A 21,635-nucleotide genomic window follows, 5' to 3' on the forward strand; every position below is an offset into this window, starting at 1 on the left:
GGCCGCGCCCATCTCGAAGGAGCATCAAATGTCCGAACTGACCGCCCGGGACCGCCTGCAACCGTCGTTGCTCGATCGCCTCACCGATCTCGAACCCGACGCGCGCCACGAAACGCGCGAGCGGCGCGTGCTGTCGCAACGTGCGTTGCGCGACAGCGTGCAGCGCGACATCGGCTGGCTGCTGAACGCGAGCGGGCTCGACGCGGTGCAGGACCTCGCTGGCTTTCCGCATGTGGCGACTTCGGTCCTCAACTACGGCCTGCCGGATCTTGCGGGGCGCAACGTCACGGGCCTGACGCCGGCTGCGATCGAGCGGCTGATCCGCGATGCGCTCTGGGCCTTCGAACCGCGGCTCGTGCGCGATACGGTGCGCGTCACGGCGCTCGACGACGCGAAGGGCGCGTCGCGCGCCCATGTGATCCGCTTCGGGATCGAAGCCGAGATGTGGTCGCAGCCGTACCCCGAGCGTCTTTATCTGCGTACGGAACTGGACCTCGAAGCGGGTGAGGTGCGCATCGTCGATGGTGGCGCGGCACGGCGCACCGAACTCGCGGAGCAGCAGGCATGAACCCGGCGCTTCTCAAGTATTACAGCCAGGAACTCCAGCATCTGCGCGAGATGGGCGGTGAGTTCGCCGCCGCGTTTCCGAAGGTCGCAGGAAGGCTCGGGCTCGATGGCATCGAATGCGCGGACCCGTATGTCGAGCGCCTGCTCGAAGGCTTCAGCTTCCTCGCCGCACGCGTGCAATTGAAGCTCGACGCCGAGTTTCCGCGCTTCACGCAACACCTGACCGAGCTGGCGTATCCGCATTATCTCGCGCCGACGCCGTCGATGGCGGTCGTGCAGTTGCAGGCGGACCATTCCAATCCGCAGCTCGCGGCGAGTCCGGAGGGCGCCGTCGTGGCGCGGAACACGATGCTGCGAAGCATGCTCGACAAGTCGGGTTCGACGCGCTGCGAATACCGCACCGCGCACGCGGTGACGCTGTGGCCGATCGAGATCACGCACGCGAAGTTCTTCACGCATACGGGGTCGCTGGGCGCTGCGGGCCTGGCAGTGCCAGCCGGCGTCAAGGCAGGGTTGCGGTTGCGTCTGCGCACGACCGGCACGTTGACGTTCGAGCGCCTCGCACTCGATCGCCTTGCGCTCTATCTGCGCGGCGCCGACGGCCTGCCGGCGCGCATCCACGAGCGGCTGCTGGCCGGTTGCATGGGCGTTGCCGTGCTGCATGGCGCCGGGGCGGGAACCCTGCTGCCGAAGGCCGCGCTCCAGCCGCTCGGCTTTGGCGAGGACGAAGCGCTGTTGCCCGTGAGCCAGCAATCGTTCGACGGCTACCGGCTGCTGCAGGAGTATTTCGCATTCGCGCCGCGCTTCATGTTCGTCGAGATCGGCGGATTGCGCGAAGCGTTGCGCGGGTGCCGCGAGCGGGAAGTCGAACTGATCGTCCTGCTCGACGGGGCGGATGCGTCGCTCGAACGCTCGGTGGACGTATCGCACTTCGCGCTCCATTGCACGCCGGCGGTGAACCTGTTCCGCCGCCGCACCGACCGCATCGCGCTCGCCGATTCGGACTTCGAGTATCACGTCGTCGTCGACCGGACCCGGCCGATGGATTACGAAATCCACCAGATCGACGAAGTGACCGGCTATGGCGCGGGCGCGAGCGCCGAGCAGCAGTTCCGGCCGTTCCACTGCGCGAAGGATCTGGATATGCCGCAGCAAGGCGGCGCGTTCTACCAGTTGCGCCGGGAGGCGCGGCGGCCGTCGGCGCGGCAGCAGCAACACGGCGCGCGCAGCAGCTATCTCGGCAGCGAGACGTTCATCGCGCTGGTCGATGCATCGAGCGTGCCGGTGCGGGGCGAACTGCGCCAGCTCGGCGTCGCCGCATGGTGCACGAACCGCGACCTGCCGCTCTCGATGCCGATCGGTACCGGCTCGACCGATTTCACCCTCGACGCCGAAGCGCCCGTTACGGCCGTGCGCTGCGTGGCGGGTCCGAGCCGGCCGCTGCCGTCGTTCGCGCAGGGACCGGCGGCGTGGCGGCTGTTGAATCACCTGTCGCTCAACTATGCGTCGCTCGTCGACAGCGATCCGCAGCATGGCGCCCGCGCGCTGCGCGAGATGCTGGCGCTCTACTGCCCGGCGGGAGATACCGCCGCGCACCGGCAGATCGAAGGGCTGCGCTCGGTCGTCGCGGCGCCGGTCGTGCGGCGCATGCCTTCGCCGGGACCGATCGTGTTCGGGCGCGGCCTGCGCATCACGCTCCAGTTCGACGATGCCGCTTTCGAGGGCGCGGGCGCCTTCCTGCTCGGCGCGGTTCTCGCGCGCTTCTTCGCGCAGTACGTGTCGATCAACTCGTTCACCGAGACCGCCGTCGCGACCCTCTCGCGCGGACCGATCATGCAATGGCCTGCGAGGACCGGACGATGCGCGACGCTCTAGACCTCGACCGCGCCCTCGCGCGCGACGCACGCCGCTTCGACTTCTTCCAGGCGCTGCGCCTCCTCGACCGGACGCATCCGGAGCGTCCGCGCCTCGGCCGCTCGCTCAGCGCCCGTGACGACGCCGTGCGCCTTTCGCAGGATCCGGAGCTGATCTTCCACCCGACCGCGCTCGGCGACTACACGCCCGGCGGGGAGGGCGGTCCCGGCCGCCTGGCGGTGAATTTCCTCGGGCTTCTCGGCCCGAACGGTCCGCTGCCCACGCACCTGACGGCCTATGTGCGCGAACGTGCCCGCAACGCAGGCGATGCCACAATCGCGCGATTTCTCGACGTGTTCCATCACCGCATGCTGTCGCTCTTCTACCGTGCATGGGCCGACGCGCAGCCGGTGGTGAGCGCGGACCGCCCGAGCGACGACCGCTTCGCCGATTACCTCGGCAGCCTGTTCGGCCTTGGCGCGCCTGCACTGCACGATCGCGGCGCGGTACCCGATGCCGCCAAGCTGCACTTCGCAGGCGTGCTCGCCGCACCGACGCGCCATGCGAGCGGACTGCAACTCATCCTCGCGCGGTTCTTCGGCGTGCCGGTTGCGGTCGAGCCGTGGCGCGGCCACTGGATCACGTTGCCGGACGATGCCCGCACGCGTCTCGGCGGCGCGCGGCTGGGCGTCTCGTCGGTGGTCGGCACGCAGGTGTGGGACTGCCAGCACAAGTTCCGCATCGAGCTCGGGCCGCTCGATTTCAAGGATTTCCAGCGCTTCCTTCCCGGCGGCGCGAGCCTGAGCAAGCTCGCCGACTGGGTGCGCAACTACGTGCGCGATCCGCTCGACTGGGACGTGGTGCTGCATCTGAAGCGCGACGAAGTGCCCGCGCTGCGCCTCGGCGCCACACCGGAACCCGGCGCGCGTCTCGGCTGGTCGACGTGGCTCACGAGCGGCACGCCGGTTCATGACCATCATCGGGTCGTCATCGCACGGGACGCGTGCGAGCCCCCGCCAACTGGAGACCTTCCATGACTGAGATCAGTCGTCTCGCGCTGTTCGGCAAACTGGACGCGTTCGCGTATCGCGCGATCGAAAGCGGCACCGTTTTCTGCAAGCTGCGCGGCAATCCCTACGTCGAGCTCGCTCACTGGCTGCATCAGATCCTGCTCGCGCAGGACTGCGACCTGCAGCGGATCGTGCGGCACTTCGAACTGGATCACGCCGTGCTCGCCCGCGACCTGACCGCCGCGCTCGATCGTCTGCCGCGCGGCTCGATGTCGGTTTCGGACATCTCGGCGCAGGTCGATGAAGCGGTCGAACGAGGCTGGGTGTTCGGCTCGCTGATGTTCAACGCGGCGAAGGTGCGCACGGGCCATCTGGTGATCGGCATCCTGCGCACGCCGAACCTGCGCAACGCGCTTTTCGCCATCTCGCGCCAGTTCGAGAAGATCAGCCTCGACGCGCTGTCGGAGCGATTCGACGCATTGCTCGCGGGTTCGCCGGAAGGGTCCGCCGAGCACACGCAGCACGACCGGCACGCAGGTCCGCAGACGGATCCGCTCGGCGGCCAGGACGCGCTCGAACGCTACACCGTCGACCTCACCGCCGAGGCCCGTAGCGGCAAGCTCGATCCCATCGTCGGCCGCGACGACGAGATCCGCCAGGTCATCGACATCCTGATGCGCCGGCGCCAGAACAATCCGATCCTGACGGGCGAAGCGGGCGTCGGCAAGACGGCGGTCGTCGAAGGATTCGCGCAACGCCTCGTCGCGGGCGAAGTGCCGCCTTCCCTGCGCGATGCCGTCGTCCGGACGCTCGATGTCGGCCTGCTGCAGGCCGGCGCGAGCATGAAGGGCGAATTCGAGCAGCGGCTGAAGCAGGTGATCGAGCAGGTGCAGGCATCGGAGAAGCCGGTGATCCTCTTCATCGACGAAGCTCACACGCTCGTCGGCGCGGGCGGCGCCGCCGGCACCGGCGACGCGGCGAACCTGCTCAAGCCCGCCCTCGCGCGCGGCACGCTGCGCACGATCGCCGCGACGACGTGGGTGGAATACAAGAAGCACATCGAGAAGGACCCGGCGCTCACGCGGCGCTTTCAGGTGGTGCAGGTGCCGGAGCCGTCGGAGGCGTGCGCCGTCACGATGCTGCGCGGCCTCGCACTCGGGATGCAGCAGCATCACGGCGTGCAGGTGCTCGACGAAGCGCTCGAAGCGGCAGTCGCGCTTTCGCATCGTTACATCCCTGCGCGCCAGTTGCCGGACAAGGCCGTGAGCCTGCTCGATACCGCGTGCGCGCGCGTCGCGGTGAGCCAGCATGCGCTGCCGCCGGCGCTCGACGATGCGCGCCGGCGTATCGATGCGTGGCAAACGGAAGCGCAGATCGTCGCGCGCGAGGCCGCGCTCGGTATCGATACAGCCGCGCGGGCCGCCGATGTGGCCGCCCGGCTCGACAGCGAGCGCGCGCGGCTCGCTGAACTGAGCACGCGCCATGAAGCGGAGCGAGCGCTGGTCGCGCGCATCCTCGCGTTGCAGAGCGAACTCGAAGCGTCCGACGGGACCGATGCCGCGCGCCTTGCCGAACTGCAGGCGCTCCAGCAGGAACTCGCGCAACGCCAGGGCGAAACGCCGCTCATCCTGCCTGCGGTGGACCGGCAGGCGGTGGCGTCGGTCGTGCAGGACTGGACCGGCATTCCGGTGGGCCGGATGATGCGCGACGACATTGCCAACGTGCTCGATCTCGCGGCGACGCTGAACCGGCGCGTCGTCGGCCAGCAACACGCGATGCAGATGATCGCGCGGCGAGTGCAGACCTCGCGCGCCGGCCTCGACAACCCGGAGAAGCCCGTTGGCGTGTTCATGCTCGCGGGCACGTCGGGTGTCGGCAAGACCGAGACAGCGCTCGCGCTCGCCGAGGCGCTCTATGGCGGCGAGCAGAACGTCATCACCGTGAACATGAGCGAGTACCAGGAGGCGCATACGGTGTCGTCGCTCAAAGGCGCGCCTCCCGGCTATGTCGGCTACGGCGAGGGCGGCGTGCTGACCGAGGCGGTGCGCCGGCGTCCCTACAGCGTCGTGCTGCTCGACGAGTTCGAGAAGGCTCATCCGGACGTGCACGAACTCTTCTTCCAGGTCTTCGACAAGGGCCGCATGGAAGACGGCGACGGCCGCCAGATCGATTTTCGCCACACGCTGATCCTGCTGACCACCAACGTCGGCACCGAGCTCGTCACGCGTCTGTGCGGCGATGCGCGTGAGACGCCCGCGCCCGAAGTGATCGCGCGGGCGCTGCGGGCGCCGCTCGTCGAGGTGTTTCCGCCCGCGCTGCTCGGTCGCGTCGTGGTGATTCCGTACTACCCGCTCGACGACACGATGCTCGACGCCGTGATCCGCCTGCAACTCGCGCGCATCGAGCGTCGCATTGCTGAGCGGCATCGCGTGACGTTCGCTTACGACGACGCGATGGTCCGTCAGATCGCGAGCCGCTGCACCGAGTTCGAAAGCGGCGGACGCATGATCGACGCGATCCTCACCAACACGCTCTTGCCGCGCATCAGCGCCGAATTCCTGGCGCGCCTGATGGAAGGCCGCGAAGTCGCGAAGGTGGAGGTCAGCGCGCGCGACGGCGAATTCACCTACGCGTTCGATTGAACGCGCGAACGCACATCACACCAGAGGAGCCGATGATGCCGCAACAAGTCAGCATGGGTGCGACGCTGCAGTGTTCGTTCGGCATGGCGCCGTCGACGCTCGTCGTGCTGCCGGTCAACCGCGTGCTCTGCGAAGGGCCGATCGCCGCGAACATCATGGACCACGTCCCGCTCGTGAACATCATGCCGTTCGGGATGTGCACGTCGCCCGCGAATCCGCAGGTGGCCGCGGCGACCGCCGCCGCGCTCGGCGTCCCGACTCCGATGCCATGCGTGCCCGCTACCGCACAGCCGTGGACGCCCGGCGCGACGACCGTGCTGCTCGGCAACCAGCCGTCGCTCGACAACGTGTCGGTCTGCACGTGCGCCTGGGGCGGCGTGGTCGCGGTCGCGGATCCCGCCACGCGCGAGACGCAAATTCCCTGACGCGAGAGGAGCGATGATGCTGACCGATACCCACCGCATTGCCAAGCTGACCTGCGCACTCGGGCCCGACGCGCTGGTGCTTTACCGCATGCGCGGGCGCGAGGAACTGGGCCGGCTTTCAGCGTGGACGCTCGATCTCTTCGCCGAGCGTTCGGATCTCGACATCGCCGCGATGCTGGGCAGCGACCTGTCGATCGCGCTGGATATTCCTGGCGGCGGGGAGCGGCAATTCAACGGCATCGTGAGCGCATTCGTGCTGGCGCAGCCCGCCAGCACGAAGCCGAACCGCCCCGCGATATACCGGGCGACCGTGCGGCCGCGCCTCTGGTTGCTCACGCGCGCGTCGCACAGCCGGTTCTTCCATCAGATGACAGTGCCCGCAATCATCGCCCGGGTGCTGAGCGACTATCACATCGACTTCGATAACCTGTGCTCGGCCACATATCCGAGTCTGGAGCACTGCGCGCAGTATCGCGAGACCGACTTCGATTTCGTCAGCCGGCTCGCCGAGCGCGAAGGCATCTACTACTTCTTCGAACATCGCGACCGCAAGCACAAGCTCGTGTTGACGGACTCGTCGCAAGTGCACGCGGCCATGCCGCACTACGCGCCGCTTGTCTATCGGCCGCAAGCCGCGGCGCCCGGCGAGCATGAATGCATCTACGGCTGGTCCACGGGCGGCGAGGTGCAGGCGGGCATCGTCGAGACGAACGACTACGACTTCGAAAAGCCGTCGCAAAGCGAGCAAGAGGGCCTGCTCGCACGCGGACGCCGGATGAAGCGCTACGACGAGCCGGTCTACGTGATGCAGGAACACGGCCTCGGCTACACGCGGCACGACGACGCCGAACGCTATGCGAAGGCGCACGCGCAGGGGCATCAGGCGGCCAACGCATGCGTGCGCGGCCACGCGACGGTGCGCGGCATCTGTCCCGGCACGCTGTTGCGGCTCGCCGAGCACCCGCTGAAGGAACAGAACGGCGAATACCTCGTCGTTGCGGCGGACTACGAACTCAACTCGGACGCCTATCTGTCCACGCTCGACGCGGCGGCTCAGCCCCATGTATTCGACTGCGCTTTCGAGGCGCTGCCCCGCGACGCCGGGTTTCGGGCCGCGCGCATCACGCCGCGCGCACGTGTCGCCGGACTGCAGACAGCGGTGGTCGTCGGGCCTGCCGGCGAGGAAATCCACACGGACAAGTATGGCCGCATCAAGGTGCAGTTCCACTGGGAACAGCTCACGCCGCAGGAGTCGCGCGCGTCGCTTCAACGCTGCTGGGTGCGCGTGGCGCAGCCCTGGGCGGGCAAGGGCTTCGGAGCATTTTTCCTGCCGCGCATCGGCCAGGAAGTGCTGGTCGATTTCATCGAAGGCGATCCGGATCAGCCGCTCGTCATCGGCAGCGTCCATAACGCCGCGCAGATGCCGCCCTACACGCCAGCCGGAAAGATGGCGCGCACGACGCTCAAGACCAACTCCACCAAAGGCGGCAACGGCTTCAACGAAATGCGCTTCGACGATGCCAAGGGCGCCGAACAACTGTTCTTCCACGCCGAGCGCAATTTCGACACCTGGGTCGGGCACGACGCGCTCGCGCGCATCGGCAACGAGCGGCATGTGATCGTCGAAAAAAGCGACTTCGCGCGCTGCGGCGGTGATCGCAGCGACGCGCTCGACGGCAGTCACAGCGGACGCATCGGCGGCAAGTACTCGCTTGATGTCGGCGCCGACACGCAGCACAAGACCGGCGCGAATCTCGCGCTCAGCGCGGGCGGCAACGTCGACCTCAAGGGTGCTGCCAACGTGACCATCGAAGCCGGCAGCACGCTCACGCTGAAGGCGGGCGGCAACACCATCGTGCTCGGGCCGCAAGGCATCGCGATCAGCGCGTCCGGGCCGGTGACGATCGACGGCGTGCTTGTGAAGATCAACTGCGGCGGCGCGGGTGGCGGGGCGAGCGCAATGAGCGCCAGGCCCGATGCGCCCGCCGATCCGCAACAAGCCGACGACGGTTCGCAATGAACGCGCCCGCCGAACACTACGCGCACCACGCGCACGAGGAAGACACGATGCGCATGACGCTCGCGGTCAGGACTTATCAGGGCGCCGCGCCCGACGCGCCGCTCGCCTGCGGATTCGGCACGGCGGGCGGGACCATCGGACGCGGACCCGACAGCACGATGGTGCTGCCCGACGCGCTCAAGACGGTATCGCGCGTGCAGGCGCGCATCGACTGGAGCGAGGACGGCTGGCGGCTCACCGACCTCGGCAGCAACCCGAGCCGGCTCAACGGGCGGCCGCTTGCCGCCGCCCGCCCGGCGCGGCTTGCCAATGGTGACCGGCTGGAGATCGGTGGCTATCGGCTCGAAGTTCGCACCGTCGAGCGCGCGGTCGCGGACGGCTTCGACGCGCCGCCCGGCGTGCATGACGAGCGCGTCTTCGATCCGCTCGCCAGCGCCGGGGCAGCCGCGCTCTCCGGCGATCCGCTCGCGCATGCTGCCGTGCTCTCCGGCTCGCCTGTGCCGGGCGCGATGTTCGATCCTCTCGGCACGCCGGCCGATGCGGCACGGAGGCACGCCCTGCGCCCGGGCGGACGCGCGGCGTTCGCCGGGTCCGAGAGCGATCACGTCCCGCCGGAGCAGTTCGCCTGGATGCCGCCGGCTGCAGCCGCCGCGGGCATTCCGCACGATTACGATCCGCTGCAGGACGAGCCGTTCGTGCCGCAGCGACCGGAGCCGGTATCGGCTTCGATGGAGTTGTCTGGCGAGCGGTCGCTGCAACCGGCCGTCCCGGAAATGGCGCGCACCGCGCCCGCGACCGACGACCCGACGCTCAACGCCTTGCTCGAAGGCCTCGGCATCGATGCATCCGCGCTGCGCGAGCGCAGCGCCACGGAACTCGCCCGCCTTGCGGGCACGATGCTGCGCACGGCGGTGCGAGGTGCGGTGGACGTGCTGCTGTCGCGCTCGGTGCTCAAGCGCGAAGTCCGTCTCGACACCACGCTCCTTCTGCAACGCGACAACAACCCGTTGAAGTTCTTTCCCGATGGCGACAGCGCGCTGCAGCAGATGCTCGCCGGCCGCAGCGGCGGCTATCTGCCGGCGCAGACCGCGCTGCAGGGCGCTTTCGACGACATCCGCCGCCACGAACTCGCGGTACTCGGCGGCATGCGCGCCGCAATCCAGCATCTGCTCGGCCGCTTCGATCCTCAGGCAATAGCAGTCGCCGAAACGGCACACCACTGGCTCGACTGGCTGCCCGCGTGCCGCAAGGCGAGGCAGTGGGATCGCCTGGTCGCGCTGCATCGCGAACTCACCCGCGCGAGCGCCGACGACCTTCAGGCGCTCTGCGGCAGCGCCTTCAACGATGCATACGAGCGGCAAGCGGGCCTCATGTCCGGCGGCGAGCCGCAGACCTTCACTCACACGCAGCGAGACGACAATGTCCTGGAATAACAAGGTGATCTGGTCAGAAGGGATGCTGCTGCAGCCGCAGCACCTCCAGCAACACGACCGCTACGTGCGCGCGCAGATCGATGCGCGCTGCGCGGCGCTGCGCCCCTACGCATTCGGCTTCTCGGAACTGGCGATCGACGCCGAGCAACTGAAGCTCGGCCGCATCGCGCTGACCGCGTGCGCCGGCGTGCTGCCGGACGGCAGCCCGTTCCGGCTGCCGTCGGACGACGAACTTCCGTTGCCGCTCGCGGTGCCCGAGGACGCGCGCGACCTGACGGTCGTGCTCGCGTTGCCGGCGGCGCGCCGTGGCGTGCCCGAAGCCATGCATGCTGCATCGGCCGCACAGACGCCGGGCGACGCGCATCGCGACGGCTTCGCGCGGCATCGCATCGCCGAGGCCGAAGTGCTCGACAGCAACGAAGGCGCGACGGGCGCGGCGCTCGTGCAGGTCGGCAAGCTCCAGTTGCGCCTCGCGTTCGAGCAGGACGTCGCCCATGCGCATACGTCGCTCGGCGTCGTGCGCATCGTGGAGCGCCGCGCCGACAACCGCGTCGTGCTCGATGCCGGCTACGCCCCGCCGTGCCTCGACTATCGCGTGACGCGCCGGCTCTCGTCGTTCGTCGATGAACTCGTCGGCCTGCTGCACCAGCGCGCCGATGCGCTCGCGGCACGCCTCGCCCAGCCGGCGTCCACGGGCGCGGCCGAGATCGCCGACTTCCTGTTGCTGCAGGTGCTCAATCGCGCGGAACCGCTTTTCGCAGGCATCGCATCGACGACCGGCCTGCATCCGCACGACCTGCATCATCACGCGCTGCAACTGGCGGGCGAACTCGCGACCTTCGGCCAGGGCAAGCGGCCGTGCGCGTTCCCGGTCTACCGGCACGAGCGGCTCGATGAAACGTTCACGCCTGTCGTCGATGCATTGCGTGCCGCGCTCGGCATGGTCATGGACCCGCACGCGGTGCCGATCGCGCTGGAAGAGCGCAAGTACGGGCTGCGCGTCGCGGTCGTGCCCGATCGCGACCTGTTCCGCTCGGCGAGCTTCGTGCTCGCGGTCAAGGCCGATCTCGCGCCTGCCGCGCTGCTGAACGGCTTCCCGTCGCAGGCGAAGCTCGGACCGGTGGAGCGTATCCGCGATCTGGTCAATCTCCAGCTGCCGGGGATCGGGCTGCGGGTGCTTCCCGTCGCGCCGCGCCAGTTGCCGTTCCACGCCGGCTTCACCTACTTCGAGCTCGACCGGAGCAGCGAACTGTGGAAGCAGTTCGCGACATCGGCGGGCGTGGCGCTGCATGTCGCCGGCGACTTCCCGGGACTCGCGCTCGAGTTCTGGGCCATCCGTCCATGAACGACGCCGCCTGCACCTTCGAAGGATGAGACCGTGAACGACCAGACACTGCCGGTGGCGAGCACCGACCCGGATGAAACCATGCTGATCCCGCAACCGGGCGGGCGGCGCGCGGCGCAGGCCGGCATGGACGCGCCCGCGCAATCGCAGCAACACGCGGGCGCGAACGCCCGGCCATCGCGCCAGGCGCCGGTCATCGACGTCGCGAGCGGCCTGAACCCGCTCCTGCGCGCCGCCAACCCGCTGCTCGAACTCGCGCTGCCGTTGCGCACGCGTCCGTCGCTGACCGATATCGAGGCGCTGCGCGCCCAACTCGTGCAGATGGTTCGCGCTTTCGAGCACGACGCGCGCGCGAGCGGCATCGACACCGAACGGCTCGCTGCAGCGCGCTATTGCCTGTGCACCTGCATCGACGAGGCGATCTCCGGAACGCCATGGGGCAGCGGCGTGTGGGCGAGCCGCAGCCTGCTCGTAACGTTTCACAACGAGGCGTCGGGCGGCGAGCGCTTTTTCCTGATCCTGCAACGACTCGCACAGGACCCGGCGGGAAACGTCGACGTCCTCGAACTGATTTACGTGATGTTGTCGCTTGGCTTCGAGGGTCGCTATCGCCTGATCGATGGCGGACGCACGCAACTGGAGTCCGTGCGCGAACGGCTGGAGCGGATGATCCGCGCGCAGCGCGGCGCCTTCGAGACGGAACTGTCGCTGCACTGGCAGCCGGTGCAGCGCACGCGCCGCCGGCTGTCGCAACTCGTGCCGCTGTGGGTGGCGGCGGCGCTCGCCGGCGTCGTGCTGGCCGCGACGCATGTGGCGCTCGGCGTGAGCCTGAACCGCGCATCGGACCCCGTGTTCGATGCGATGAACCGGATTCGCGCGAACCCGCCGTCGCAGCACGCCGTCGCCGTGCCGCTTCCGGCGATGCCCGCCGCCAGCGCGAAGCTTGCGACGTTCCTCGCGCCGGAAATCGCGCAGGGACTCGTCACGGTGCGCGAGGGAGCCGACCGCACGGTGGTCGCGATCAACGGCGACGGGCTGTTCGCATCCGCCAGCGCGACGCCCGACCCCGCCTATGACCCGCTGCTGACGAGAATCGCAGATGCGTTGAAGGCGGTGCCGGGCAGGGTGGTCGTCATCGGTCACACGGATGACCAGCGGCTTTTGTCGGCGCGTTTCCCGTCGAACTGGCATCTGTCGCAGGTGCGCGCCGACAGCGTGCGCGCGCGGCTCGCGGCGGCCACCGGCACGCCGGAACGCTTCACCGCCGAAGGACGCGGCGACGCCGAGCCGCTTGCCCCGAACGACACGCCAGCGGGACGCGCGAAGAACCGCCGCGTGGAGATCACCTTGCTTGCACCGGGAGCGTCGTCATGACGCGCCGCTTTGAAGACATCGCCCGACGGGGAGACATCGAATGAAAAAGCTCGCTGGATGGATAAAGACGCCTCAAGGCCTGACCCTCGTGGGCGTGGCGGGGCTTGCGCTCGCGTTGTGGTTCGAAGGGCCCCTCTTCGCGTTCGGCTCTCACGTGCCGTTCGAAACGCAGCAAAGCCGCTGGTTCGCGATCGGCTTCCTGCTGCTGGCCTGGGCGCTGGCGTGGGCCGGCCGCTTCCTCGCCGGGCGGATCGTCAACGTGCGCTTCGTCAGCGGCGTGGCGGCGCAGACGCCTTCGCAGGCCGCGGGCAGCGCCGACATCGCGCTCTTGCGCGAACGCTTCGAACAGGCGCTTGCCATGCTGCGCAAGGCCCGCGTGAAAGGCACCTTCGGCAGCCAGTGGATGTATCAGTTGCCGTGGTACATGTTCATCGGCGCGCCGGGCACCGGCAAAACCACCGCGCTCACGCATTCCGGGCTGCGCTTCCCGCTGCGCGAAAAGCTCGGGGACGATGCGATCGGCGGTGTCGGCGGAACGCGTCATTGCGACTGGTGGTTCACCGACGACGCCGTGCTCGTCGACACGGCCGGCCGCTACACGACGCAGGACAGCGACGCCCAGGCCGACGAGTCCGCCTGGTCCGGGTTCCTGCAACTGCTGCGCAAATATCGTCCGCGCCGTCCGCTGAACGGGATCATCGTCGCGCTGTCGGCGGCGGATCTCTTGCGCCAGGACGATGACGCACGCGCCGCGCACGTGCGGGTCGTGCGCGCCCGGCTGAACGAACTCACGGAGCGTCTCGGCATGCGCTTCCCGGTCTATCTGGTGGTGACGAAGTGCGACCTGCTCGCCGGTTTCACCGAGTTCTTCGACGACCTCGGCGAGCAGGAGCGCGCGCAGGTGTGGGGCATGACGTTCCCGCTCGATGAATCGGCGAGTGCGGACAGTGCGCTCGGCGCGTTTCCCGCCGAATTCGATGCACTCGGCACACGGCTTCACGCGCGCGTGCTGCATCGCATGCAGCGCGAAACCGACGTGCATCGCCGCGCGCTGATCTACGCGTTTCCTCAACAGTTCGCGGGTCTCCAGCCGGCGCTGCGCCGTTTTCTCGACGACACCTTTCGCGGCACGCGCTACGAAGCCGCGCCGCTGCTGCGCGGCGTCTATTTCACGAGCGGCACGCAGCATGGTCGGCCGATCGACCGCGCGATCAGCTCGCTGGCGCAGCGCTTCGGCTTGAACCGCGATGTGGCCTTCAACCGCGAGGCGGCCGGCCGGGCGTACTTCATCAACCGGCTGCTGACGGAGGTCGTGATCGGCGAGGCGGGGCTTGCTGGCGCCAATCCGCGGCTCGAGCGCTGCCGCGCGTGGCTGCAGCGAGGCGGCCTCGCGCTGATCGGCGTCGCGCTCGCGCTGGCGCTCGCAGGCATGGCAGTGAGCTACGAGCGCAACCGTGCGTTCGTCGCGTCGTTCGATCAGCAGATGCATCGCCTGCAGCAAATGACGCAAGAGCGCGGCAATGATGGCGATCCGCTCGCGGTGCTGCCGCTTCTCGATGCGGCGCGCGCGCTTCCCGGCGGCTACGCGGACGCGGGCAAGCCGGTGCCGTGGCTCACGCGCCTGTGGCTGTATCAGGGCGACAAGCTCGGTCAGCAGGCGCAGGTGACCTACCGGCGTCTGCTCGACCAGGCGTTGCTGCCGCTCGTCGTCGCGCGGCTCGCGGATGCGCTGCGTCACGGCGCGGCGGACTCGCCCGAACATCGCTACGAAGCGCTGCGCACTTACCTGATGCTCGGCGATCCGCGTCACTACGACGCCGACGCCGTGCGCGCATGGGTGGCGCGCGACCTCCAGCGCGACGCGAACGCGGCCCAGCAGCGGGCGCTCGATGCGCATCTGGCGGCGCTCTTCGACAAATCCGGCTTCGATCCGTCGCTGCCGCTCGACGGCGCGCTGATCGCGCAGGCGCGTGCGAGTCTCGGCGCGTTGCCGCTCGCGCAGCGCATCGGCGATCGCGTGGATCGCGAACTGAACCAGGAGAACCTGTCTGCGTTCAGCGTCAGCGAGGCTGCCGGGCCGAACGCGCCGCTCGTGCTCGCGCGGGCGAGCGGGGCGGCGCTGACGGGCGGCGTGCCGGGCGCCTACACGCGCGCCGGCTACGCCCAGTACACGCGGGTGCGCGACGTCGCGCTGGCCGATGTCGCGAAAGATGCGTGGGTGCTCGGCCGCGACGACGTCGCGCCGACGCCGGAAGGCATCGCCGGGTTGCGAGCCGCGCTCGACCAGCGCTATTTCGACGCGTATATCCGCGCGTGGGATGGCTTGCTTGCGGACGTGACCGTCGCGCCGTTCATGGGCTTGTCCGATGGCGCGCGCGTGGCGAACCAGTTGTCGGCGCATGACTCGCCACTGAAGAAGCTGATCGTCGCGGCGGCGCGGGAAACGACGCTTGCCGACGTGTCCGTCGGACGGACGACCAGCGAGCACGGCGCGCAGCCCGCCGGCCCTATCGAAGCGGCGCGCAGGCGCGTCGCCGCCGCACTCGGCAGTGAGGCGGTGCCAGCAGCACCCGCAGCCGAAACGGCTCCGACCACGACACCGGTCGATGCGCACTTCCAGGCCCTGCATGACCTCGCGGGCAAGCCGGCTGACTCCGCCGCGCTCGATCAGGCTTTCGCGCCGCTGAAGGACGTCGCCGTCTATCTCGACGCAGCGGACGCCGCGCGTCGCATGGGCCAGGCCGCGCCTGCTGGCGACGCGCTGGGCAAGCTCAGGCTCGCGAGCCAGTGCCACAAGGCGCTCGACGGCCGCTATCCGCTCGTTCGCACCTCTACGCGCGATGCCGCATCGGACGACTTTGCCAGGCTCTTCAGCCCGGGCGGCCTCATCGACGACTTCTTCCAGAAGAACCTCGCGGCGCTGGTCGATACCAGCACGCCCGTCTGGCAGTGGCGCGCGGGCGCGGCGCCCGCCGGCATGCCGCGCGATGTGCTCGCGCAGTTCCAGCGCGCCGCGCAGATCCGCGACGCGTTCTTTCGCGACGGCGGACGCGACCTGTCCGTCCGCTTCGCCGTGAAGCCGCTCGCGATCGATGCGTCGGTCGCGCAACTGACGCTCGATATCGACGGCCAGCAACTCGTCGTCAGGCCGGATACGCTGCAGTCGATGTTCTTCCAGTGGCCGAGCGGAAAGAATACGGGGCACGCGCGCGCGGAATTCGCGCCGCAGGCGGCCGGACAGGCCGTCTCGTTCGATACCAGCGGCCCGTGGGCGCTGCTGCACCTGATCGATGCGGGAAAGCTCGAAGCGACCGCGCAGCCCGAGCGCTACAAGCTGACGCTCGAATCGGCGGGCCGCAAGGCCGTGCTCGAACTCGATGCGAACAGCGTCGTCAATCCGTTCCGGCGCGCGCCGCTCGAACAGTTTCGCTGCCCGGATCATCTGTGATGCAAACGCCCGGAACCGCCGGCTGCTTCGGCAAGGTGCGAGGCAACGGCGACTTCGTCTCGAGACGCCTGCCGCGCACGTTCGTCGAGCCGTGGGACGCCATGCTGCAGACCGGCATGCTCGCGACCCGCGCGGCGCTCGGGCACGCATGGCTCGATGCCTATCTGGACGCGCCGTTGTGGTGTTTCGCCCTTGGCGGCGATATCGTGGGCGGGAGCGGGTGGGCGGGCGTGCTGATGCCGAGCGTGGATCTCGCCGGACGCCACTTTCCCCTGACGATCGCGGCTCCCGTCGATCCGGGCGCGCTGCCGCTCTGGCTGCCGAAAGCCGGCGCGTGGTTCGGGCGCTGCCGCGAACTCGCGCTGGCGACGCTCGAAAAAGGTTCGCGTCTCAACGATCTGGATGAGGGCCTGGTCGCGCTTTCGCCGGTCTGCCCGACAGTGCGGGCGGGACCGGGCATCGAGGTGCCAGATGATGCTGTCGCGCGCGGCATGAGCGTCTGGTGGACCGAAGGATCGGACAGCGTCGCGCCGTCGCTGCGAGGCTGCAGCGGCCTGCCGGATGCCGCGCGCTTCGCCGGCCTCATCGACGGCCGGATCGGCGGCTGGGCGTGGCATCGCCCATTGACGGGCCGCGCCGGAATCTAGCCGGCGTCGACGCTGACAATCACTGCGGTCACGTTGTCCCTGCCTCCGGATTCAAGGGCTAGATCGATCAGACGCTGGCATCCTGCCTCGATCTCCGATCCGTGCAGCCCTGCCAGAACCGCTTCGATCTCGTGATGCGGCACTTCGCCATGCAGCCCGTCACTGCACAGCAGGTAGCGGTCGCCGGGCGCGCACGCGTGCGCTTCGATGACAGGTGCCACCGATGGCAGCGGCCCGAGCGCCTGCAGGAGCACGTTGCGCGGCGGCAAATGGTCGATGGTGCCGAGATCGAGTGCCTGCTGGTAGAGCGTCTGATCGCGCGACAGTTGCAGCAATGCGCCATTGCGATAACGGTAGAGCCGGCTGTCGCCCACCTGGAACGCGATCAGGAGGTCGGGGGCGAGCGGCCGCCAGATGCCCGTCACGGTCGTGCCCATCGAACGATGCGCCGCGATGCGCTCGCGCACGTTGATCGCGTGGAGCGTGGCGTTCGCGTCGTCGAGCGCATAGGTCAGCGCGCGGATCGCCGCAAGCGTGTCGTCGTGGATCGTGGCATCGGGGTCGACGGCGAGCTTCGTGCTCTCGCGCACCGGTGAGGTTGCAAGAATCGCCGCGAGGCGCTCGAGCGCAATCGAACTGGCCCGTGCACCGAACGCGTGGCCGCCCATACCGTCGGCGACGGCAAACAGGTTCAGGCTCGCGTCGATCAGGAAACGGTCCTCATTCTCCCGGCGCACGCGCCCCGGATCGGACAGGCCGCACGCCGAGCAGTCGCCGAGGCGCAGCAGCGCCGGCGTCGGCAGTGTGTCGAAAATCATGGTCGGGTCTCCCTCGATGAGAGCGCTTGCGCGCGCTCTGTCATTGCAGTCCGACGTCGCGCCGGAAGCGGGCGCGATCGTGTTCGTTCGTGATCGTGATGGCGAGGCTTTCGTACAGTGCCTGCAGGCTGGCTGCGCGCGCGGCTTCTCGCCGGGCCAGGATGTTCGCTATCGGTCCGAGATACACAGCCAGTTTCAGCGCGGCTGCCTGCGTCTCTTCGACGCTCGGGTGCGGAAGGTGCGAGCCATCCGGTGGCGTCGCGCGATGCGTGGCGCACGTCTGCACGTCATCGGCGAAGGCGTCCGTGAACTGTCTGCGACCCTTGTCGGAGGGGATATGCGGGGCGAGCAGTGCGACGAGCGCAGACAGCTCCGCCGTGCGCGCCGCGCCGCGAGCGACAAGTAGGCGCGCGACCGGCCCGACCTGCGAGGCGAGTCGCGCCTCGATGCCGGCGAGCGTCGCGGTGGACCATGCTGCGGGCGAGCCCACGCAGTCGCCGCGCCACGAATCCGTGGCCGGTGCAGTGGACCCGGTCTGACCACTCGCCGCCGTGACGAGCACGGTGCGATCGATTTCGTGATCGCCGTGCGCGTTGCCCGACGGTCCCATCGCGTCGGTCAGCGCCTGTTGCAACGCCGCCGGTGTCTGGAAGCGCGCTGCCGGGTCTTTCGACAGTGCGCGCATCAGCACTTCGTCGAACGCCGCGGGCAATGCCGGGTTGCAGAGCGATGGCGCACGCGGCGTCTCGCGCAGCACCTGTTGCATCACCGCGACCGGCGAGCTTCCAACGAACGGCCGCTGACCCGTGAGCATCTGGTACAGCACGACCGCCGCCGAAAAGAGATCAGAACGGCCATCGGCGGGAGCGCCCGAGAATTGCTCCGGCGACATGTAGCTCGGCGTGCCGACGACGGAACCGACGACCGTCAGCGTCGACGATTCGACGTGCGCGATGCCGAAGTCGGTCACTTGCAGCCGGCCGTGTTCGGTGACGAGCAGGTTCGCCGGCTTGATGTCGCGGTGCACGATGCCGTGCGCGTGGGCAAAGCCGAGCGCGGCCAGCAACTGGCTGAACCAGCCGAGCGCCGTGTACACCTCGACGGGGCCGCTGCTCGCATCGAGCAGGACATCGAGCCCGCGTCCCGCGACGAACTCCATCGCGATATAGGCGGTGTCCTGCGTCTCGCCATAGTCGTAGACGCCGACGATGTTCGGATGCGACAGCCGCCCCGCCGCCTGTGCTTCGTTGCGAAAGCGCGCCATCAGGCTTGCGCGCTCGCCGGTCTCGAATAACTCGTGGCGAATCGTCTTGAGCGCGACGAGCCGGTCGAGGCGCGGATCGAACGCGCGATACACGACGCCCATCGCGCCGGCACCGAGCGTCCCTTCGATGCGGTACCTGCCGAGCGACCTGACGGGCGGCGGTTCCATCGCGCTGCCTTAGGCCTCGATCATCTTGAACGCTTCCACGAGGCTCGTCTTCATGCGCGCGAACGAAGCGGCGAGCGAAGCGATCTCGTCGCGGCCGCGTTCTGTGAACGTGGCGCCGTCGAGCTTGCCGAGGCTCGCTTCGTCGGCGGCCCGTGAGAGCGCGCGAATGCGCCGCGTCACGAGCAGGTGGACCATCGCGTTCAGCGCGAGCAGGAGCCACACGAATACCACCAGCAGCGACACCAGGAACGTGCGCAGCATCGTTTCGCTGTGCGCGACCGGCAGCGCCATCGGCACCGAAACGAATTCCGCGCCGATCACTTCGTGCATCGCCCAGTTGAAGCCGTTGTCGGGACCGTACTTGTCGATCAGCGTCTTCGGCGCCCTGGACGGCACGCTGTGGCATTCCATGCACGCGACGTCGTTGATCCGGTTCGGGCGCGCGATATACAGGTTGGGCCCGGACGGCGTGTCGCGCACACCCACCACTTCCTTCAGCTCGGGCCTGTCGCGCAGGTGGCGGATGACATCGGTTTCCCAGTCGCTCGGGCGGTCGCGCGGATTGGTCGGATTGAGCATCGTGGAACGATACGAATAGCCCGTGAGGTGCTTTTGCACCGTCATCAGCGTTTCGACCGCGGAGAACGCCGGCACCGACTGCGGCACGAAGCTGTATTTCAGCTGCGTCTGCAGGAGCGGCGTGACCTGGGATGCGGTGTAGTTCTGCGCCGCGCCCGCCGCTTCCATCAGGACGCGCGCGTTCTGCACGGTTTCTTCGACCGCGGAGCGCCGCAGCAGATCGCGTGCGGCGAAGCCCGCCGCGACGAAGCCGATCAGGAAGACCGCGAGGAACACCAGGTTGAATTTGACGGCGAGCGACAGTTTCATGAGTCCACCTCGGACGTTTTCGGAATGCCCGGCCGACGCGGCGGCGCGGATGGCGGCGGACAGAGCACCGTGCGCCACTCGGGAAGGTCGCGCAGGTTCTGCCGGACCTGCCTGCGGAATGTCTCGGTGCGGGCGAGCGAACGGAAGCGCGTGACGAAGGTGCGCCGCACGGTGAGCGGCGAAACGAGCCACTCTGCGATGTCGGAGTACGCGGCGACGCGGCCGTGCGTGGGCGCGAGCGGCTGTGTCGGCATGCGCGCGGTGATCGAAGCGAGGGGATCGCGAAACGCGAGCGGCAAGCCGGTGACGAAGGCCGGTGCGGGGCGCGGCTGCGCTTCGAGCGGCTTGCCGTTCTCGCGCTGGACGTAGTGTTCGGCAATCAGGGGCCGTGGCGCGTCGGCTGTATCCGGCAGAGCGAGCAGGATGCCCCCCGTCTCGATGAAAAGCGACGCGGCGTCTCCGCTCGCGTGGATCACGGCGACTCCGTGGGGCATTCCGACGCGCAACGCGGCGGTGTCGATCTTCAATTGCCCGGACGAGTCGGCGCCACCACGTTCGACCTTGATCCAGCCGGAGAGAAGCGAGAGCGCATCGAGCGTATCGGCGTTCACGCCGCGCGGCGCGGCATCGATTGAGATGCGCGTTTGCGGTCCGAGCGCCACGATCGTCCCGTTCGCGTCCTCGATCTGCGCGCTTGCGTGAGCATCGGTCGAGAAGAGATCGCCCGGCTCGACGGCTAGCGGCGCGTCGATCGTGAATACGGATGTGCCGCGGACAAGCGTGACCGGCCCTTCGGGAAGCAGTATCGCGTGGCCGGCGTACGCGAGCGGGGCGGCGCACAGGCATGCGATGCCGATGCCGTGGCGCAGCCATCGTGCAAGGCCGCATCTTGACCAATGCTGGAAGTTCATCGCCGCCATGCCTCGAAAAAGTGAAGGGGGATCGCGTCGAAAACAGCCGGGCTATCGTTTCTATTCCAAAATAAATTTCAGAAGAGCGATGGAACAAAATCGCGTGTTCCGCTGTTGTCGGCAGGACGGGATCGCCAGGCGTTCCGTGATCCGGTCTTTCAATCACCGATCCATCGAACTCAAGGAACATTCATGATGCGTAGATCCACTTTGCATGCCGCGGTCATCGCGCTCGCGCTGGCCGCTTCTTCGAGCCAGGCGGCGTGGCACGTCGATAGCGGCCAGTCCTCGTTCTCCTTCACGACGGCCAAGGCCGGCATGCCCGGCACGTCCGCGGTGGAGGAAGTGCAGACGTTCAGGCAGATCGGCGGCTCGCTTGCCGATGACGGCAAGCTCGTGTTCGACGTCGAACTGGCGAGCATCGAAACGAACATTGGCCTGAGAAACGACCGGCTGAAAGAGCTGCTCTTCAAGGTCGCCGATAACCCGAAGGCCGTGTTCACCGGCTCCGTCGATCCGCGGCGCCTGAACGCGCTGGGCGTCGGGGCGAGCCTCGACATGGACGTGAGCGGGCAGCTTGCGCTTGGCGGACAGAGCAAGCCGCTCACGGCCAGCGTGCGCGTCGTGAAACTGGCCTCCGATGCGCTGCTCGTGGGCACGCGCGTTCCGATCGTCGTAAATCTGAAGGATTACGGTTTGCAGGATGGCGTTGAGGCATTGCGCGCCGTCATGAATCTCAACGTGCTCGCAAGCTCTGCGCCCGTGAGCTTCTCGGTGATGATGAAGCCGGGCAGATGACATCTGCCCCGGTGAGATGCACG

At 68.5% G+C, this 21,635-nt stretch carries 16 protein-coding genes; 12 read left to right on the forward strand and 4 right to left on the reverse strand.

All coding sequences use genetic code 11. The features are described from left to right. Positions 1-28: 28 nt before the first annotated feature. The 11 genes from tssE to tagF are packed head-to-tail and all read left to right on the forward strand — an operon-like array spanning position 29 to position 16,765. Positions 29-568: a type VI secretion system baseplate subunit TssE gene (gene tssE, locus AWB81_RS21880; protein ID WP_062638674.1), complete on the forward strand. Its 540-nt coding sequence runs from the start codon at positions 29-31 to the stop codon at positions 566-568. Further along, positions 565-2,442 (forward strand): type VI secretion system baseplate subunit TssF, encoded by a 1,878-nt coding sequence (gene tssF / locus AWB81_RS21885; RefSeq protein WP_062638646.1) that lies wholly within the window; start codon positions 565-567, stop codon positions 2,440-2,442. Before tssE ends, tssF begins: the two co-directional genes overlap by 4 nt. Next, complete coding sequence (tssG, locus tag AWB81_RS21890; RefSeq protein WP_087135104.1) at positions 2,427-3,458, forward strand: type VI secretion system baseplate subunit TssG; 1,032 nt, start codon at positions 2,427-2,429, stop codon at positions 3,456-3,458. Before tssF ends, tssG begins: the two co-directional genes overlap by 16 nt. Continuing rightward, the gene (gene tssH, locus AWB81_RS21895) at positions 3,455-6,073 is read left to right on the forward strand and encodes a type VI secretion system ATPase TssH (protein ID WP_062638648.1); all 2,619 of its coding nucleotides are present in this window, start codon (positions 3,455-3,457) and stop codon (positions 6,071-6,073) included. Before tssG ends, tssH begins: the two co-directional genes overlap by 4 nt. 35 nt (positions 6,074-6,108) lie before the next feature. Further along, on the forward strand, positions 6,109-6,498 hold the full coding sequence (locus AWB81_RS21900) for a DUF4280 domain-containing protein (RefSeq protein WP_062638675.1): 390 nt from the start codon (positions 6,109-6,111) through the stop codon (positions 6,496-6,498). A 16-nt stretch (positions 6,499-6,514) separates the two neighbouring features. After that, the gene (locus AWB81_RS21905; RefSeq protein WP_235025863.1) at positions 6,515-8,518 is read left to right on the forward strand and encodes a type VI secretion system Vgr family protein; all 2,004 of its coding nucleotides are present in this window, start codon (positions 6,515-6,517) and stop codon (positions 8,516-8,518) included. After that, positions 8,515-9,951, forward strand: coding sequence for a type VI secretion system-associated FHA domain protein TagH (gene tagH / locus AWB81_RS21910; protein WP_062638650.1), 1,437 nt, complete (start codon positions 8,515-8,517; stop codon positions 9,949-9,951). Before AWB81_RS21905 ends, tagH begins: the two co-directional genes overlap by 4 nt. Further along, on the forward strand, positions 9,938-11,296 hold the full coding sequence (gene tssK / locus AWB81_RS21915) for a type VI secretion system baseplate subunit TssK (RefSeq protein WP_062638651.1): 1,359 nt from the start codon (positions 9,938-9,940) through the stop codon (positions 11,294-11,296). The genes tagH and tssK overlap by 14 nt, the downstream gene beginning before the upstream one ends. A gap of 33 nt (positions 11,297-11,329) precedes the next feature. Further along, the gene (locus AWB81_RS21920; protein ID WP_235025864.1) at positions 11,330-12,670 is read left to right on the forward strand and encodes a DotU family type VI secretion system protein; all 1,341 of its coding nucleotides are present in this window, start codon (positions 11,330-11,332) and stop codon (positions 12,668-12,670) included. 40 nt (positions 12,671-12,710) lie between these two features. Further along, the gene (tssM, locus tag AWB81_RS21925; RefSeq protein ID WP_062638652.1) at positions 12,711-16,118 is read left to right on the forward strand and encodes a type VI secretion system membrane subunit TssM; all 3,408 of its coding nucleotides are present in this window, start codon (positions 12,711-12,713) and stop codon (positions 16,116-16,118) included. Further along, positions 16,118-16,765 carry a type VI secretion system-associated protein TagF gene (gene tagF, locus AWB81_RS21930; RefSeq protein WP_062638653.1) on the forward strand — a complete coding sequence of 216 codons (648 nt, stop codon included), beginning with the start codon at positions 16,118-16,120 and terminating at the stop codon, positions 16,763-16,765. Before tssM ends, tagF begins: the two co-directional genes overlap by 1 nt. Here the strand turns inward: tagF and AWB81_RS21935 are convergent. Genes AWB81_RS21935 through AWB81_RS21950 form a run of 4 tightly spaced genes read right to left on the reverse strand, consistent with a single transcriptional unit; the run spans position 16,762 to position 20,814 of the window. Next, on the reverse strand, positions 16,762-17,583 hold the full coding sequence (locus AWB81_RS21935; RefSeq protein ID WP_062638654.1) for a PP2C family protein-serine/threonine phosphatase: 822 nt from the start codon (positions 17,581-17,583) through the stop codon (positions 16,762-16,764). The genes tagF and AWB81_RS21935 overlap by 4 nt on opposite strands. Positions 17,584-17,623: 40 nt before the next feature. After that, positions 17,624-19,015: a serine/threonine-protein kinase gene (locus AWB81_RS21940; RefSeq protein WP_062638655.1), complete on the reverse strand. Its 1,392-nt coding sequence runs from the start codon at positions 19,013-19,015 to the stop codon at positions 17,624-17,626. A 9-nt stretch (positions 19,016-19,024) separates the two neighbouring features. Continuing rightward, entirely contained in the window at positions 19,025-19,903 is an 879-nt protein-coding gene (locus AWB81_RS21945; RefSeq protein WP_062638656.1) for a c-type heme family protein, read from the reverse strand. Next, the gene (locus AWB81_RS21950) at positions 19,900-20,814 is read right to left on the reverse strand and encodes a FecR family protein (RefSeq protein ID WP_143753754.1); all 915 of its coding nucleotides are present in this window, start codon (positions 20,812-20,814) and stop codon (positions 19,900-19,902) included. Before AWB81_RS21950 ends, AWB81_RS21945 begins: the two co-directional genes overlap by 4 nt. A gap of 192 nt (positions 20,815-21,006) precedes the next feature. Between AWB81_RS21950 and AWB81_RS21955 the strand changes: the two genes are divergently transcribed. After that, positions 21,007-21,612, forward strand: coding sequence for a YceI family protein (locus AWB81_RS21955; RefSeq protein WP_087135102.1), 606 nt, complete (start codon positions 21,007-21,009; stop codon positions 21,610-21,612). Positions 21,613-21,635 lie beyond the last annotated feature (23 nt).

The organism is Caballeronia arationis (assembly GCF_001544975.2).
Taxonomy (GTDB): domain Bacteria; phylum Pseudomonadota; class Gammaproteobacteria; order Burkholderiales; family Burkholderiaceae; genus Caballeronia; species Caballeronia arationis.

Excerpts from the sequence above, each read along its gene's own strand:
- tssE (WP_062638674.1), top strand. The coding sequence starts at position 29 with ATGTCCGAACTGACCGCCCGGGACCGCCTGCAACCGTCGTTGCTCGAT.
- tssF (WP_062638646.1), top strand. The coding sequence starts at position 565 with ATGAACCCGGCGCTTCTCAAGTATTACAGCCAGGAACTCCAGCATCTG.
- tssG (WP_087135104.1), top strand. The coding sequence starts at position 2,427 with ATGCGCGACGCTCTAGACCTCGACCGCGCCCTCGCGCGCGACGCACGC.
- tssH (WP_062638648.1), top strand. The coding sequence starts at position 3,455 with ATGACTGAGATCAGTCGTCTCGCGCTGTTCGGCAAACTGGACGCGTTC.
- AWB81_RS21900 (WP_062638675.1), top strand. The coding sequence starts at position 6,109 with ATGCCGCAACAAGTCAGCATGGGTGCGACGCTGCAGTGTTCGTTCGGC.
- AWB81_RS21905 (WP_235025863.1), top strand. The coding sequence starts at position 6,515 with ATGCTGACCGATACCCACCGCATTGCCAAGCTGACCTGCGCACTCGGG.
- tagH (WP_062638650.1), top strand. The coding sequence starts at position 8,515 with ATGAACGCGCCCGCCGAACACTACGCGCACCACGCGCACGAGGAAGAC.
- tssK (WP_062638651.1), top strand. The coding sequence starts at position 9,938 with ATGTCCTGGAATAACAAGGTGATCTGGTCAGAAGGGATGCTGCTGCAG.
- tssM (WP_062638652.1), top strand. The coding sequence starts at position 12,711 with ATGAAAAAGCTCGCTGGATGGATAAAGACGCCTCAAGGCCTGACCCTC.
- tagF (WP_062638653.1), top strand. The coding sequence starts at position 16,118 with ATGCAAACGCCCGGAACCGCCGGCTGCTTCGGCAAGGTGCGAGGCAAC.
- AWB81_RS21935 (WP_062638654.1), bottom strand. The coding sequence starts at position 17,583 with ATGATTTTCGACACACTGCCGACGCCGGCGCTGCTGCGCCTCGGCGAC.
- AWB81_RS21940 (WP_062638655.1), bottom strand. The coding sequence starts at position 19,015 with ATGGAACCGCCGCCCGTCAGGTCGCTCGGCAGGTACCGCATCGAAGGG.
- AWB81_RS21945 (WP_062638656.1), bottom strand. The coding sequence starts at position 19,903 with ATGAAACTGTCGCTCGCCGTCAAATTCAACCTGGTGTTCCTCGCGGTC.
- AWB81_RS21950 (WP_143753754.1), bottom strand. The coding sequence starts at position 20,814 with ATGAACTTCCAGCATTGGTCAAGATGCGGCCTTGCACGATGGCTGCGC.
- AWB81_RS21955 (WP_087135102.1), top strand. The coding sequence starts at position 21,007 with ATGATGCGTAGATCCACTTTGCATGCCGCGGTCATCGCGCTCGCGCTG.